The 12,916-nt window shown below is 68.9% G+C and carries 16 protein-coding genes and 1 tRNA gene; 4 read left to right on the forward strand and 13 right to left on the reverse strand.

What is annotated here, in order from left to right; genetic code table 11:
* Positions 1-128 precede the first annotated feature (128 nt).
* Positions 129-1,049, reverse strand: coding sequence for a glycosyltransferase family 9 protein (locus tag KIK05_RS07075; RefSeq protein ID WP_214409729.1), 921 nt, complete (start codon positions 1,047-1,049; stop codon positions 129-131).
* Between the two features lie 216 nt (positions 1,050-1,265).
* Here KIK05_RS07075 and KIK05_RS07080 point away from each other — a divergent pair, with 216 nt between their 5' ends.
* Together KIK05_RS07080 and KIK05_RS07085 are read left to right on the forward strand one after the other, a co-directional pair.
* On the forward strand, positions 1,266-1,556 hold the full coding sequence (locus KIK05_RS07080) for a BON domain-containing protein (RefSeq protein WP_214409730.1): 291 nt from the start codon (positions 1,266-1,268) through the stop codon (positions 1,554-1,556).
* A complete protein-coding gene (locus KIK05_RS07085; RefSeq protein ID WP_214409731.1) occupies positions 1,553-2,284 on the forward strand; it encodes a metallophosphoesterase family protein in 732 nt (243 codons plus the stop codon). The genes KIK05_RS07080 and KIK05_RS07085 overlap by 4 nt, the downstream gene beginning before the upstream one ends.
* 158 nt (positions 2,285-2,442) lie before the next feature.
* On the opposite strand, the gene KIK05_RS07090 is transcribed toward KIK05_RS07085, so the two are convergent.
* The 4 genes from KIK05_RS07090 to KIK05_RS07105 all read right to left on the reverse strand — a co-directional run bounded on the left by KIK05_RS07090 (position 2,443) and on the right by KIK05_RS07105 (position 4,049).
* Positions 2,443-2,592, reverse strand: coding sequence for a GPGG-motif small membrane protein (locus KIK05_RS07090; RefSeq protein ID WP_214409732.1), 150 nt, complete (start codon positions 2,590-2,592; stop codon positions 2,443-2,445).
* Positions 2,593-2,746: 154 nt separating this feature from the next.
* Entirely contained in the window at positions 2,747-3,223 is a 477-nt protein-coding gene (locus KIK05_RS07095) for a DUF6328 family protein (protein ID WP_250562319.1), read from the reverse strand.
* Between the two features lie 11 nt (positions 3,224-3,234).
* The gene (locus KIK05_RS07100; protein ID WP_214409734.1) at positions 3,235-3,483 is read right to left on the reverse strand and encodes a hypothetical protein; all 249 of its coding nucleotides are present in this window, start codon (positions 3,481-3,483) and stop codon (positions 3,235-3,237) included.
* Positions 3,480-4,049, reverse strand: coding sequence for a DUF1360 domain-containing protein (locus KIK05_RS07105; RefSeq protein WP_308249790.1), 570 nt, complete (start codon positions 4,047-4,049; stop codon positions 3,480-3,482). Before KIK05_RS07105 ends, KIK05_RS07100 begins: the two co-directional genes overlap by 4 nt.
* Before the next feature lie 60 nt (positions 4,050-4,109).
* Here KIK05_RS07105 and KIK05_RS07110 point away from each other — a divergent pair, with 60 nt between their 5' ends.
* On the forward strand, positions 4,110-4,712 hold the full coding sequence (locus KIK05_RS07110) for a nucleotidyltransferase family protein (RefSeq protein ID WP_214409735.1): 603 nt from the start codon (positions 4,110-4,112) through the stop codon (positions 4,710-4,712).
* Between the two features lie 111 nt (positions 4,713-4,823).
* Here KIK05_RS07110 and KIK05_RS07115 read toward each other — a convergent pair whose 3' ends face one another.
* Positions 4,824-5,189 (reverse strand): PRC-barrel domain containing protein, encoded by a 366-nt coding sequence (locus tag KIK05_RS07115; RefSeq protein ID WP_214409736.1) that lies wholly within the window; start codon positions 5,187-5,189, stop codon positions 4,824-4,826.
* A gap of 220 nt (positions 5,190-5,409) precedes the next feature.
* Here KIK05_RS07115 and KIK05_RS07120 point away from each other — a divergent pair.
* A tRNA-Lys gene (locus KIK05_RS07120) sits at positions 5,410-5,483 on the forward strand.
* Between the two features lie 92 nt (positions 5,484-5,575).
* On the opposite strand, the gene KIK05_RS07125 is transcribed toward KIK05_RS07120, so the two are convergent.
* From KIK05_RS07125 to KIK05_RS07155, 7 genes are all read right to left on the reverse strand, one after another.
* Positions 5,576-6,403, reverse strand: coding sequence for an SCO6745 family protein (locus tag KIK05_RS07125; protein WP_214409737.1), 828 nt, complete (start codon positions 6,401-6,403; stop codon positions 5,576-5,578).
* 141 nt (positions 6,404-6,544) lie between these two features.
* Positions 6,545-7,723 (reverse strand): Gfo/Idh/MocA family protein, encoded by a 1,179-nt coding sequence (locus tag KIK05_RS07130; RefSeq protein ID WP_214409738.1) that lies wholly within the window; start codon positions 7,721-7,723, stop codon positions 6,545-6,547.
* A gap of 10 nt (positions 7,724-7,733) precedes the next feature.
* Positions 7,734-8,546 carry a carbohydrate ABC transporter permease gene (locus KIK05_RS07135; RefSeq protein ID WP_214409739.1) on the reverse strand — a complete coding sequence of 271 codons (813 nt, stop codon included), beginning with the start codon at positions 8,544-8,546 and terminating at the stop codon, positions 7,734-7,736.
* Entirely contained in the window at positions 8,536-9,477 is a 942-nt protein-coding gene (locus KIK05_RS07140; protein WP_214409740.1) for a carbohydrate ABC transporter permease, read from the reverse strand. Before KIK05_RS07140 ends, KIK05_RS07135 begins: the two co-directional genes overlap by 11 nt.
* Positions 9,474-10,730 carry an ABC transporter substrate-binding protein gene (locus KIK05_RS07145; protein ID WP_214409741.1) on the reverse strand — a complete coding sequence of 419 codons (1,257 nt, stop codon included), beginning with the start codon at positions 10,728-10,730 and terminating at the stop codon, positions 9,474-9,476. The genes KIK05_RS07140 and KIK05_RS07145 overlap by 4 nt, the downstream gene beginning before the upstream one ends.
* Before the next feature lie 146 nt (positions 10,731-10,876).
* Entirely contained in the window at positions 10,877-12,010 is a 1,134-nt protein-coding gene (locus KIK05_RS07150) for an ROK family transcriptional regulator (protein WP_214409742.1), read from the reverse strand.
* Positions 12,011-12,054: 44 nt separating this feature from the next.
* Complete coding sequence (locus tag KIK05_RS07155; protein WP_214409743.1) at positions 12,055-12,849, reverse strand: ATP-binding protein; 795 nt, start codon at positions 12,847-12,849, stop codon at positions 12,055-12,057.
* Positions 12,850-12,916: the final 67 nt, after the last annotated feature.

Below are 12,916 nucleotides of genomic sequence, written 5' to 3' on the forward strand. Positions count from 1 at the left end.
AACATTCCCCATACCCGACAAATCCGACGTCATGTGCGCTCCGTATGCTCGATGGGACAAAGTGGCAGTCCCCTTCCGCCGGTGAAGCGGCTTCCCTTGCAGCTACCGTCGACAGGCCTCCCCAAACCTCACCGCCGGCCGGACGGGGCCGTGGAGCAGACCGGGACGGAGAGCACCTCGCGCCCCGCGGCCACGACCTCCTCCACGCTCACCGCCCCGCGGTCGGCGCCCCTGGCCAGCACCCGGTGCCAGGGCCGGTCCGCGGGCGGCCCGCAGCGGGCGGGGGATTCCGGCCCGAAGATCACCACCGACGGCGTGTCGTACGCCGTGGCGAGGTGGGCCACCCCGGTCTCCGCGCTGACCACCAGCCGGGCCCCGGCGACCAGCGCGCACAGCTCGGCCAGGGAAGTGCGCCCGGCGAGCACGCGGCGCGGGTTCAGCCGGGCCCGGGTGCCGACCAGCAGCGCCAGCGGACGTTCCCGCCGGCTGCCGGTCACCACGACGGGCAGCCCCTCCGCCGCCATGGCCCGCGCCACCTCCGCGAACCGCTCGGCCGGCCAGCGGCCCGCCACCTCCCCGCCGCCCGGATGGACGACCACCGCGCCCGGCGCGGGATTCGGGCAGCGGGGGACGGCGATGCCGAGATCGTCCGGGTCGGGGCGCGAGCCGTACCAGCTGACGAGCCGGCACCAGCGCTCCACCTCGTGCTCGTGCTCGTGCCAGCGCGGCCCCCTCAGATGCGGCAGGGCCGGACCGGCGAATCCCCACAGGCGCCGCGGCCGTACGGCCATCAGCAGGCGGTGACTCCTCGGGCCGGGGCCGTGCAGGTTCACCGCCAGGTCGGGCCGGCGTCCGCTCCAGGCGAGCTCCTCAAGCCCCCGCGTGGCCAGCAGGCCGCGCACCGCGCCGGTCAGCGGCGCCAGTTCCCTGAGCTCCCCGGGCGCGGCGAGGACGACCTCCAGGCCGCCGCGCCGCAGCGCGCGCAGGGCCGGTACGGCGGTCAGCAGCCCGCCGATGCCCCGTGCGCGCAGCACCAGGGCGAGGCTCACTGGTCCAGGGCCTCGGCGTGGGCCGGGCCGGGGGGCTGCGCGCCTCGGGCGGGACGGTGGGTCGCCGCTTCGGCGGGACGTAAGTTCACGACGCCTTCCTTGCCAGGCGGATTTTCCCCAACGTCTATCCTGAGGCTGGAGGACCAAACCTCTCTCCGGTTTCGCCCCCGGTCAGGCGGGCAAGGCGAAACCTGTACTCGAACGGAGGGGGTAGACATGTCCCACGAGGCTCCGCATGCGCCGCACCACGCCGCCTCGCACTATGACGCTCCCCACTACGTCGCCGCACGGGTGCAAAGGGCGCTCGTGGAGGACGAACGCACCAACGAGATGGGGATACGGGTCGACATCCGCGGCGACCAGCTCTTCCTGCGCGGCCAGGTGGAGGCTCCGGAGCGCCGGCGCCTTGTCGAGGCCGTGGCCGTGGAGAACGCGCCCGGCCTCAAGGTGCACAACGAGGTCACGGTGATCGAGGTGCGGGAACCCGGTGAGGAGGAGACCCTGTGAAGATCAGAGTGGCGGCTGTCGGCGATATCCACCTTGGTGAGGACATCCGTGGCAGATATCGCCAGAGGCTCGACGGCATCGAGGAGCGGGCCGACGTGCTTTTGATCGCGGGCGACCTCACCCGTCACGGCACGCCGGAGGAGGGCCGGGTCGTGGCCGACGAGCTGCGCGACCTGCCCGTACCCGTCGTGACGGTACTGGGCAACCACGACTACCAGTCGGACGCCGAGACCGAGATCGTGGCCCTGCTGCGCGACGCCGGCATCCAGGTCCTGCAGGACGACTCGACGGTCATCGACTGCAAGGGCACGCCGCTCGGCGTCGTGGGTGGCAAGGGCTTCGGCGGCGGGTTCGCGGGCAAGTGCGCCAGCGAGTTCGGCGAGCCGCAGATGAAGTCCTTCATCCGGCACACCAGGGAGATCTCCGAGCTCTGGCACAAGGCGCTCAAGGGCCTGGACACCGAGCACAGGGTGGTGCTCAGCCACTATTCGCCGGTCAAGGACACCCTGGCGGGCGAGCCGCTGGAGATCTACCCGTTCCTCGGGAGCTATCTGCTGGCCGAGGCCGTCGACGCCGAAGGCGCCGACCTTTTCATCCACGGACACGCGCACGCCGGTGTGGAGAAGGGGCTGACGCCGGGCGGTGTGCGGGTCCGCAACGTCGCACTCCCCGTGCTGCGCAGGGCGTACGCGGTGTATTGCCTGGGCGGCGAGGAGGAAGGCGGCTGACGCCGTTACGGTCGGCCGGGTCTCGCGCCCGGCCGTTTCCGTTTTATGGGCTCTGGAGGCGAAAAGGAATGATTATCCGGGGCAAAACATGCGGTCGGCGGGCCGCATGCGCCGGCCCGCCGTTTCCATGTCCCGCGTGATTCTTCTTCGGAGTGCCGCTATGGATGAAAAATGCTGACGCCGCCCGGGCCGATGAGGAACCCGAGGACGATAAGGACGATCCCCCAGAGGAGATCGCGACGGGCCAGGATGACGTAGATCCCGGCGATGACGAGGACGACGGCGATGAGCCAAAGTAGTGTAGCCATGCGCATGCTCTGCCCTGACAAATCCCCTCTTAACGTCCCCTTGAATCAACTCTTTGTATTGCGCTGCTAACGGCCTGGTAACGGCCGCCGAACCGTCAACGAAAACGGGCGCCCCTCCCGTGCCCGGGAGGGGCGCCCGTCCTGTCGTTTCGGCTCAGCGTTCCCTTGTTCCTCTGTGCTTGGAAAGCAGCGGCTGAATGAACCACAGCCACCCGCTCAGCCCCGCCACGCCGCCCGCCAGCAGAGCCGCCGGCAGGACGCCGAGGAACGCCTCCACCACCAGCCCCGTCGAGCAGGTCATGGAGATGGCCAGCGCGATGCCGCCGACCACCGCGAGCTCGTTCGCGCGGTGCAGCATCAGCTCCTTCAGCGAGCTGCGGAACAGGATCCGGTGCTGCGTCGCCGGGGTGATGAAACAGATCGACGCGACGGCAGCGCTCAACATCGCCACGTAGAACAGCCAGCGACCGGCCTGGTCCACCTTGCCGAAGCCCGTGGAGAAGGGCAGGGTGAGCAGGAAGGCGAACAGGACCTGCACTCCGGTGGCGGCCACCCGGAGCCCCTGCAGCAGCTCACCCAGCTCGCGGTCGACTCGTTCCTTGTGGCTTTCCTCGGACTCAGGTCCGGCCATGTCGCTCACGGTCATAGGTGCCGCAGGCTCCTCTTGCGCCGGTAGGACCGCGTCGCGCGCCGCACGCTGAACAGCGCGAGCGCCAGCGCCACGTACGCCAGCACGCCGAGCAGCACCGTCAGCCACACCGACCCGAGCAGCCCCGCCACCACGCTGAGAAGCGTGCAGACGACCAGGCCGAGGACGGTGAGACCGAACCACTTTCCGTAGCGGCTCGCCTGCAGGACCTTCAAGGGGGTGCCGAACAGGGTCTCCGTCATCCTTCCTTCACTTCCCTGGGCGCCTCGGCGGTCTTCATCAGCCGCGTGTAGGCGAGCTGAAGCCAGTCCGACATGGCGACCGCGGTCATGGTGGCCCCGGCCAGGCGGGTGAAGCGGGGCGCGAAGACCATCCCGGCGGCGTACGCCGTGGCGACCCACTGGGCGATGCAGAACGGGCAGGTCAGCAGCTCGCCGACGGCATGACGGATGCCGTGGCCGCGGACCTCCTCCCTCAGTTCGGCAGGGCCGCTCACACCGGCGTACCGTGTGAAGGGTGCACGAAGCGGACTTGTGACCGGATCCTTGGTTATCGTCCGGGACATCCGGTGAGTAGTCAGTCCCATGAGGAGGAGGTCCATCGGGGCGATCCGTTCAGGCGCCCGGGTGCCGGTCAGCTTGCCGAGGGCGAGCAGACCCGCCACCGCACCGCCGTACACACCAAGGACGCGCAGGTAGGACCCGAGAGGCCGATCGGCTCCGTTCTCGTAGGCCTGTTCCTCCTTACGAAGTGTGTCCGTGAAATTGTTGGTCATAAGGCGCCGAATACCCGAGGAGGGCGCGACCATGCCCTCCGTTTGACGTGGAAAGGGGCGGGTAGAGGAGATCCTTCTCTATGGGGGTGAGGCGTGGGAAGTCATACGCATGAGGTCACTGACGCGATCATCGACACGCTCAAGCGTGCGGGATCGGTCCTGAAGGCGGAGGGGGTGAGATTCGCCCTCGCCGGAGGATGCGCGGCCTATGCCAGGGGAGCGGCTCCGTCACTGCACGATGTCGACTTCGTGCTCGTGGAGGAGGACGTCCCCCGCGCGCTCGAGACGCTCAGGCAGGTGGGGTTCCGCACGGAGAAGCCGCCCGAGGACTGGCTGGTCAAGGCCTTCGACGAGGGAGACCGGCTGGTCGACCTGATCTTCAGGATCGAGGACCGCCCCGTCACGCCCGAGATGATCTCCAGGGCCGACATGATCAACACGGCGGCGCTGACGCTGCCGGTCCTGAACGCCACCGACCTGGTGATCTCGTGGATCCTGCCGATGTCCGAGCACGCCTGCGACTACGGGTCGATCCTGCCCCAGGTGCGAGCGCTCAGGGAGCAGGTCGACTGGGACCGGGTCGCCATCGCCGCGTCGGTCTCGCCGTACGCGTCCACCTTCCTGACCCTCCTCGACCGGCTCGGCGTGGCGTGCCCCAAGCCACCGCCCGACGACGCCGACACCAAGTGGCCCTGAAGGCAGGGACGGCGACCCACGAGGGCCGGGATCCCCGGCCCTCGTACTGACCGGAAAACGAGGAGGCCGCGCCCCGAAAGGCGCGGCCTCCACGTGCTGCGGTGAGCTGGTCTAGATGGTGCCGGGGCCGTAGGGGAACCGGCCGTAGTACTCGCCGAGCTGGTCGCGGTAATCGGGCTCCTTGAACGTCGACTCGTCGAACTCGGGAGCGTCCTTGATCTCCTGCTTCGTCCGGCTGACGTAGACCTTCTTCTCCTGCGGGTCGATCTGCGTGACCGTGCTGGCCGGCAGCATGACCTTCTTGCCGAAGATCCACGGACCGGTGTCCACGATCAGGTAGCTCTCGCCGACCTCGTAGGTCGCCTCGTCCACCGAACCGATCTTCCCGTCCGTCGCCTCGACGTGATATCCGACCACGTCGAAGCTCTGGTGGGCTCCCGTGACGGTCGGACTGTAGGACCAGAGATCCTGTCGCATTTCTCGTTCTCCCTTCGATTGGACTTCGTCGGGGGACTCCATCCGCACTACCCGCCGGTCGTGCGGCAAACATGCGAGCGGGGACAGGACGACCTGTCCGAGCGGTGACCCCGCCCTGGGACGGCCGGAACGGCCCGATCCGGAAGGAGAAAACCCTCCCGGTTGCGCGGCCGGGATGTCACGGGCACCCTCTTTATGCCGCTAATCTAGAAGAGGTCATGCGCCGCTAGCTCAGTTGGTTAGAGCAGCTGACTCTTAATCAGCGGGTCCGGGGTTCGAGTCCCTGGCGGCGCACCGGCAACGTGGGCACCTTCCGGCAACGGAAGGTGCCCACGGTCGTTTCCGCGCGCCCTCGGGCGGTCAGCGGAACGTGCGACTCCAGCCCGTCAGGCGGCCCAGGGCATCAGCTCGGCGACCAGTCGCTTGCTCCACGGACGCACAAGGGAGCGCAGCTCTTCGCAGCCGTCGGCGCCGAGCGCGGCGTAGGGCGTCGCGCTCAGCCGGTCCGTCCCGTCCTCGATCTCCGTGCGCCGCTTCGCGCCTTCCTCGGTCAGGCCGCCGTCGCGGAGCCAGCCGCGCTCTTCCAGCCCTTGGACGGCCGTCGCCCAGTCCGCTTCCGTCCAGCCTCTGGTGACGCGGAGCACCTCGGCGGGGACGGCCCCGGTGGCCGCGTGGGTGACGAGGGCTTCGATCCCGCTGAGCCCGGCGGCCAGCAGGGTGGCGAGGTGGGCGTCGCCGCGGTACTCCCGCAGCAGGGTCTGGGCGTGCCAGAGCACCAGGTGGGGAGCGTCCGGCCAGGGCAGGGCGGCGTGCGCGGCGTACAGCGGCCGGCCGTGGAGGTCACCGGCGACGGCATCGGCCGCGCGGACGGCCAGGCCGGCGGCCCGCGACATCTCCGGAGAATCCACCACGTCGCCGAGCACGCGGCGCAGCGTCGCGTCGACCGAGCCGAGCCGAGCGGCGATGATGTCCGCCGGAGAGGCGACCTGCCAGGCCGCCGGGATCGCCTGCCGTACAAGGGCCGGGTTGAAGTTGTAGAAGGTGGCGATCACCACCTCCGCCGGAACCGGGCCGAGAGCGGCCGCCCGGGAGGCGAAGTACCCCATCCGGTCGGTCAGCCCGAGGCGCTCGTAGGCGGCGCTCGCCTCGGGGGAGAAGTAGATCATGCCGTGTAACGGTTCCAGGGTGCGCCAGGTACGGCGTTCCAGCGTCATGCCGGTCAAGATACCGACCGGTAGGTATGCTGTCCACAGCTTGCCGGGTCGCCTCCGGATGGAGGATGGACGGCGACGGTGAACGGATCGGTGACGTCGGTGGGGTGAGGTTCACCGACGTCACGATCGGCGGTGGGCGGGTCAGTGGCTGGGCTGCTGGCCCCGGTCGAAGTACTCGATCAGCTCCGGGTCCAGGGGCGGCACGTCGTACGGTGTCCCGCCGTCGCGCAGGGACATCGTGGCCATGTAGCCCGCCGCCACGCTCATGCGTGCCGCGACCGGCGAGGTGTCGGTGGCGCCGCCCTCCCGGACGAACCTGGCGAACTCCGCGATGATCCGCGGGTCGGCGCCCCCGTGGCCGCCCATGGCCTCCGGGACCCGGTAGGTGATGTCGCAGTCCTCCCGGTAGTCGCCGGGGCCGGAGTTCCAGACCTTGACCACGGCTCCCGGTCCGTCGCCGAAGTTCTCCAGGCGGCCTTCGGTGCCGATGACGGTGTAGTTGCGCCAGTAGTCGGGGCTGAAGTGGCACTGCTGGTAGGCGGCGATGACGCCGTTGCCGAGGCGCATGTTCATCACCGACACGTCCTCGACGTCGACGACGTCGTTGAGGTCCCTGCGCGCCGTCGGCGGCCACTGGTACTCCTCCAGCCAGCCCTCGGGGCGGGGCGTGCCGGGCGCGCGGCGCGGCAGGTCGCCGTACACCATCAGGTCGCCGAACGCGTTGACCCTGGTGGTGTAGCCGCCGGCGAGCCAGTGGATCACGTCGAGGTCGTGCGCGGCCTTCTGCAGGAGCAGGCCGGTGGTGCGGGTGCGGTCGGCGTGCCAGTCCTTGAAGTAGTAGTCGCCGCCGTAGGACACGAAGTGGCGCACCCAGATGGTCTTGGGCTCGCCGATGTCGCCCCGCTGGATCACCTCGCGCATCAGGCGGACCACGCCCATGTGCCGCATGTTGTGCCCGACGTACAGCCGGGTCCCCGTACGGCGGGCCGCGCGCAGGATGGCGTCGCAGCTCTCCACGGTGATGGCGAGCGGCTTCTCCAGGTAGACCGCCTTGCCCGCCTCCAGGCAGTCGATCGCGACCTGTTCGTGGGTGTCGTCGGGCGTCAGGACGATGATCGCGTCGATGTCCGGCCGGTCGAGCAGCTCCCGGTAGTCCTCGGTGAGGAACGAGGCCTCGAACCGTGTGGCCTGGCGCTTGAGCACCGCGGGGTCGGAGTCGCACAGCGCCGTGACGACCGTGCCCCGTCCTGGCCGGTGCGCCGCGAGGGCGAGGCTCGCCCGCAGGCCGAGGCCGATGACTCCGATGCGCAGGTCTTCCACTGGTGTCCTTTCACTTCGAACCGGTGAACGCGATGCCCTGGATGATCTGTCTCTGCATCACGACGAATACCACGATCATCGGCAGACTTGCCAAAAGCGACCCGGCCATGAGCACCGGGAAGTCGTTGACGTGGTCCTGTTGGAGGGAGGAGAGCCCGGCCGACAGCGGCATCTGCTCGGGATCGGTGTTGACGATGAGCGGCCACATGAGGTCGTTCCACGACCACATCACGGTCAGCACGCCCAGGGCCATGAGGCCGGGTTTGGCGAGCGGCAGCACCACGCTCCAGAAGATACGCAACGGGTGCGCGCCGTCGATCCGCGCGGCCTCCTCCACGTCGGACGGCAGGCTCAGGAAGAACTGCCTCAGCATGAACGTGCCGAACGCGCTGAACAGGCCGGGTGCGATCAGCCCCGGCAGGGTGTTCAGCCAGCCGAGGCTCTCCACGATCTGGTACTGCGGGATGAGGAAGAGCTGGCCGGGCACCATGAGCACCGACAGCAGGGTGACGAAGATGGCGTTCCTGCCGGGGAAGCGGAGCCTGGCGAAGGCGTAGGCCGCCATGGAGCAGAACAGCAGCTGCCCCAGCGTCCTGATCACGGTCATGACCACGGTGTTCCAGAACTGGCGCAGGAACGGTGTGTCCTGGAAGACCTTGGCGAAGTTCGACCACTCCCACGACGGGATCCACACCGGCGGGATCCTGGTGGACTCGGTGAAGGTCTTGACCGAGGTGAGGGCCTCCCAGAAGAACGGCATCACCATCGCGGCCGCGCCCACGGCCAGCACCACGTGGACCGGCCACAGCCGTCTAGCCCGCATAGTGCACCCACCTCCTCTGCAGCCGGAACTGCGCGACCGTGAGGACCAGCGTGATGACCAGCAGCACCACCGCGAGCGCGGCGGCGTACCCCTTGGCGCCGTCCTCGAAGGCGTAGGAGAAGAACAGCGACACGACGCTCTGGTTGTCCTCGCGGGCCGGGCTGCCCTTGCGGAAGATCAGGAAGAACATGTCGAACACCTGCAGGCCGTTGATCACGGTGAGCACCGAGACGAAGAAGACGCTCGGTGACAGCAGCGGCAGGGTGATCCGGAAGAACTGCCTGATCCGGCCGGCGCCGTCGATGGACGCGGCCTCGTACAGGTGCTCCGGGATGCTCTGCAGGCCCGCCATGAAGATCACGGCGTTGTACCCGAGGCTGCTCCAGACGCCCACGACGATGATCGCGTACAGCGCGGTGGAGGGCTCGGACACCCAGGCCTTGCCGTGGATGCCGACCAGGGACAGCAGGTAGTTGATCAGGCCGTAGTCGCCGTTGTACAGCCAGGCCCACAGCATGGCGACGGCGGCGGGCATGGTGACCACCGGCAGGAAGTACAGGGTGCGGTACAGGCCGACCAGCTTGAGGCCCTTGGCGTTGAGCAGCGCCGCGACCACGACGGCGAGCGGGATGCCGAGAAGGGTGAGCCCCGCGTAGATGAAGGTGTTCTTCAGCGCCTTGCCGATGCTCGGGTCGGAGACGAGCTTGGTGTAGTTGTCCAGGCCGACCCAGCTGGAGTCGCCGAACAGGGTCCACTCGGTGAAGCTGTAGTAGACCGACTGGACCATGGGCCACAGGTAGAAGATCCCGAGCCCGAGCACCAGGGGCGCGATCATCAGGTAGCCCCACACCCACTCGCGGTCGCGCAGCCTGCGAGGGGCGACTGGGGCGGCGGCCGCCCGGACGGCGACCGCCTTCTCCAGTGTGCTCATTTTTCCTGCGCGAGGGCGGCGTCCATGGTGGCCGCGAACTGCTGGGCGATCGGCGCCACCTGCTGGCCGTCGGTGAAGGCCTTGGTGATCGCGTCGACCTCGGGGCGCGCCCAGGCGGCGGTGTTCCTGGAGATCGGGTACGGGACGGCGCCGTCGCGCGCGTCGACGAAGACCTGCATGTTGTGGCCCGGCATCGACTTGACCCACGTGTCGGCCATGCCCTCGTAGGCGGGGATGACCGCGCCGGTCTCGGCCTGGATGCGGTTGGCCTCCTCCGAGGCGAGGAACTTGACGAACTCCCACGCCTGGTCCGGGTGCTTGGTCTTGGCGTAGATGACGTTGGCCAGGCCGTGGATGATGCTCTGGTTGCCCTTGGGGCCCTTCGGCATCGGCGCGACGTCCCAGTTCAGGCCTTGGGTGCGGTAGTAGAAGCTGGAGTCGTACGACCCGTCGTAGAACATGGCCAGCTTGCCGTTCTGGAACATCACGGTCGGGTCGGTGTCGGTCATCTGCTGCACGGTGGGGGACTGCTTCTTGTCGAGGAAGTCCTTCCAGAACTGCAGGCCCTGGATCGAGGCGGGGTCGCCGAAGCCCGACTTCTTCTTGTCCGGGGAGATCACGTAGCCGCCGGCCTGGTACATCGTGTCGTAGTACTGGGTCTGGTTCCACGCCGGGGCGCCGATGCCGTACACGCCCTTGGCCGAGTCGGTCAGCTTGGCGGCGGCGGCGCGCAGGTCGTCCCAGGTCCAGTCGGCGGTGGGGTACTTCACGCCGGCCTTGTCGAACAGGTCCTTGTTGTAGAAGAGCGCGACGGTGTCGAAGTCCTTGGGGATGCCGTACTGCTTGCCCTCCAGCGTGTAGAGCTCGTTGAGGGACTGCGGGAACTTCGACATGTCCAGCTTGTCCTTCGCGATCCGGTCCGAGATCGGCATGAGGGCGCCCTGGGAGGCGTACAGGCCGATGCGGGGGCCGTTCATCCAGAAGACGTCGGGGGCGCTGCCGCTGGCCGCCGCGGTCTGGAGCTTGGTCCAGTACTCCTTGTTGGGGGTGAACTGGGGTTTCACCTTGATGTTCGGGTGGGACTTCTCGAAGGTCGCGATGATCTTGTCCACTGCCTGCTTCTGGTTCTGGTTGTCCCAGTAGCCGTAGGTCAGCGTGACCGGGCCGTCGGAGCCGTCACCGGAAGAGGAGCAGGCGGCCAGTCCGGCCACCATCGCTCCGGCGCACAGGAGCGCCATCACCCTGCCAGTCATGTCATCCCCATCTGTCGGGCTGGACGAGTGAGCAGAGGCTAACGCTCAAATATGAAACCTTCTAGGGTTAATCGGGCAGAAGTGAGCACCTGATGCGCGCCAGTGACCGGTTCGAGACAGCGCCGCAACAGATTTTTTGTGACGTCCTAGGAGAAAAGCCGGGCCTCGGCGTGGTTCAGGGCCCACCTGACCGCGCCGAGCGTGATGCAGTCGCCGCCCAGCTCCGAGGCCACCACCAGCGGCGGGTAGAGGCAGAACTCGTCGAAGTACTCCTGGATCGGCTCGACCAGCAGGTCGCCCGCCCGGGACAGGCTGCCGCCGACCACCACCATCTCGGGGTCGAGGGGATTGACCAGCGTGAGGAGACCCATGGCGAGGTGGCGGGCGAAGTCGCGGATCACCCGCGCGGCCTGCTCGTCCCCGGCCCGCGCCCGGTCGACGGCGAACTGGGCCGCCTGCTTGGGCGTGCGCATCTCGCCGGGCTCCACCGCCATGGCGTAGTCGGCCACGTGCCGGAAGGCCTGCCAGTGGTCGCCCGCCTGCCGCCCGATCTCGCCCGACGCCGCGTGCGCGCCCCGGTGCGGACGGCCGCCGATCAGCAGCCCCAGCCCGAGCCTCGGGCTGGTGAACAGGTAGACGACGTCGTTGCGGCCCTGGGCCACCCCGCGCCAGTGCTCGGCCAGCACCGCGAGCCGCATGTCGTTCTCGACCAGCACCGGCGCCGCGATCCGCCGTCCCAGCTCGGCCTGCAGCCGTACGCCGGTCCAGTTCGGCAGGACGATGCTCTTCACCACCCGGCCCTCGCCGTCGACCACGCCCGTGGTGCCGACGCCGACCGCGGCGAGCTGCGCCACGGTGAGCCCGGCCTCGGCGGCCGCCGCGTCGACCAGGTCGGCGATGGCCGTCAGCCGGTCCGGCGCCGGCATCGCCTCGTAGTTGGGTGCCTTCCTGCTGACCAGGACGGTGCCGTTGAGGTCGGCGACCATGGCCCGCAGCCAGGACGTGCCGATGCCCACGCCGACCACCTGGCCGGCCGAGGCGCGGAACCGGAACCGCTTGGCCGGGCGTCCGCGCTGGCGGTCGCCGGGCTCCTCGTCGCATTCTTCGGCCCAGCCCTCGCTGACCAGGTCGTCGACGATGACCTCGACGGTCGCCCGGGACACGCGGGCCACCCGCGCCAGTTCGGAGAGCGTCGCGACCTCGGCCTCGCGCAGGCCGCGCAGGATGGCGGCCGAGTTGAGCTTGCGCAGCAGCGAGGAGTCGCCGTTCTGCTCTCGCACCGTCACCTCCATGTCAGGCTGTCTGGCCTGGTAATCCTACTTAATCAACCTTCTTTCGTATTAACGGAGGCTCGGGTGGAGGATCCCGCGGTGCGGGCGGTGCGCTGCTCGTGGATCTGGACGAGCCGCTCGGTCACCTCGACAAGCTCGCCGTAGGGACGTCGCGTGAGTTCGCGGCCCAGCATCCAGGTGAAGGTCCGTTCCTCGCACCGGACGATGGGGCCGTCGAAGACGGAGACGACGGCGCGGCCGCCGTCCTGGTCGCGCCGGCAGGGAATGTCGCGGGTGACGAGCGCCCGCTGGAGCAGGCGCGCCGCCTCCGGCGCCGTCCACGCCACCGTGGGCTCGGGGGCCAGGGGAGCGTCGATCGCGAACCACACCGCCTTGCCGGGGACGGACCGTCCGGGGCCGCCGAGCATCGACCGCGTGAGATGGCACCCCCAGTCGGTGACGACGGCGTCCACGATGGAGAGCCCCCGGCCGTGCTCGTCGAGTTCGTCCGCGGGCGTGTCGGGCGCCCAGTCGCGCAGCGGGTCGAAGGCCTTGCAGACGATCTGGTCCCGCTCGCCGGCGCCTCTGCGGTAGAGCCACAGCTCGGGGGAACGGTCGCGCAGGTCGTGGTGCTTGCTCATCACGTGCTGCACGAGGTTGGCGGTCAGCTCGCTCACGGCCAGCACGGCGTCGTCGATCAGCTCATCGGGGAGGCGCCACTGCCTCAGCGTGTCACGCAGCAGGCCTCTGGCGACACCGGGGCCGGTGTCGCCGGAGGGTAGGGCCCATGCGTGGCAGTGAATTCCCGGCTCTGCCATCGGCGCCGCCTCCGTCAAGGTCGTTGTCATCACAGCTCCCACGGATCGCGATGGTCCTGAAACACGTGGAAGGCGGATCCGGGCGGATCGCACCTCC

Source organism: Sphaerisporangium fuscum (assembly GCF_018531465.1).
GTDB lineage: Bacteria > Actinomycetota > Actinomycetes > Streptosporangiales > Streptosporangiaceae > Sphaerisporangium > Sphaerisporangium fuscum.

Bases quoted from the DNA above. Each gene is read 5' to 3' on its own strand.
- KIK05_RS07080 (WP_214409730.1), top strand. From the start codon at position 1,266: ATGTCCCACGAGGCTCCGCATGCGCCGCACCACGCCGCCTCGCACTAT.
- KIK05_RS07090 (WP_214409732.1), bottom strand. From the start codon at position 2,592: ATGGCTACACTACTTTGGCTCATCGCCGTCGTCCTCGTCATCGCCGGG.
- KIK05_RS07095 (WP_250562319.1), bottom strand. From the start codon at position 3,223: ATGGCCGGACCTGAGTCCGAGGAAAGCCACAAGGAACGAGTCGACCGC.
- KIK05_RS07100 (WP_214409734.1), bottom strand. From the start codon at position 3,483: ATGACGGAGACCCTGTTCGGCACCCCCTTGAAGGTCCTGCAGGCGAGC.
- KIK05_RS07105 (WP_308249790.1), bottom strand. From the start codon at position 4,049: ATGGTCGCGCCCTCCTCGGGTATTCGGCGCCTTATGACCAACAATTTC.
- KIK05_RS07115 (WP_214409736.1), bottom strand. From the start codon at position 5,189: ATGCGACAGGATCTCTGGTCCTACAGTCCGACCGTCACGGGAGCCCAC.
- KIK05_RS07125 (WP_214409737.1), bottom strand. From the start codon at position 6,403: ATGACGCTGGAACGCCGTACCTGGCGCACCCTGGAACCGTTACACGGC.
- KIK05_RS07135 (WP_214409739.1), bottom strand. From the start codon at position 8,546: ATGCGGGCTAGACGGCTGTGGCCGGTCCACGTGGTGCTGGCCGTGGGC.
- KIK05_RS07140 (WP_214409740.1), bottom strand. From the start codon at position 9,477: ATGAGCACACTGGAGAAGGCGGTCGCCGTCCGGGCGGCCGCCGCCCCA.
- KIK05_RS07145 (WP_214409741.1), bottom strand. From the start codon at position 10,730: ATGACTGGCAGGGTGATGGCGCTCCTGTGCGCCGGAGCGATGGTGGCC.
- KIK05_RS07155 (WP_214409743.1), bottom strand. From the start codon at position 12,849: ATGACAACGACCTTGACGGAGGCGGCGCCGATGGCAGAGCCGGGAATT.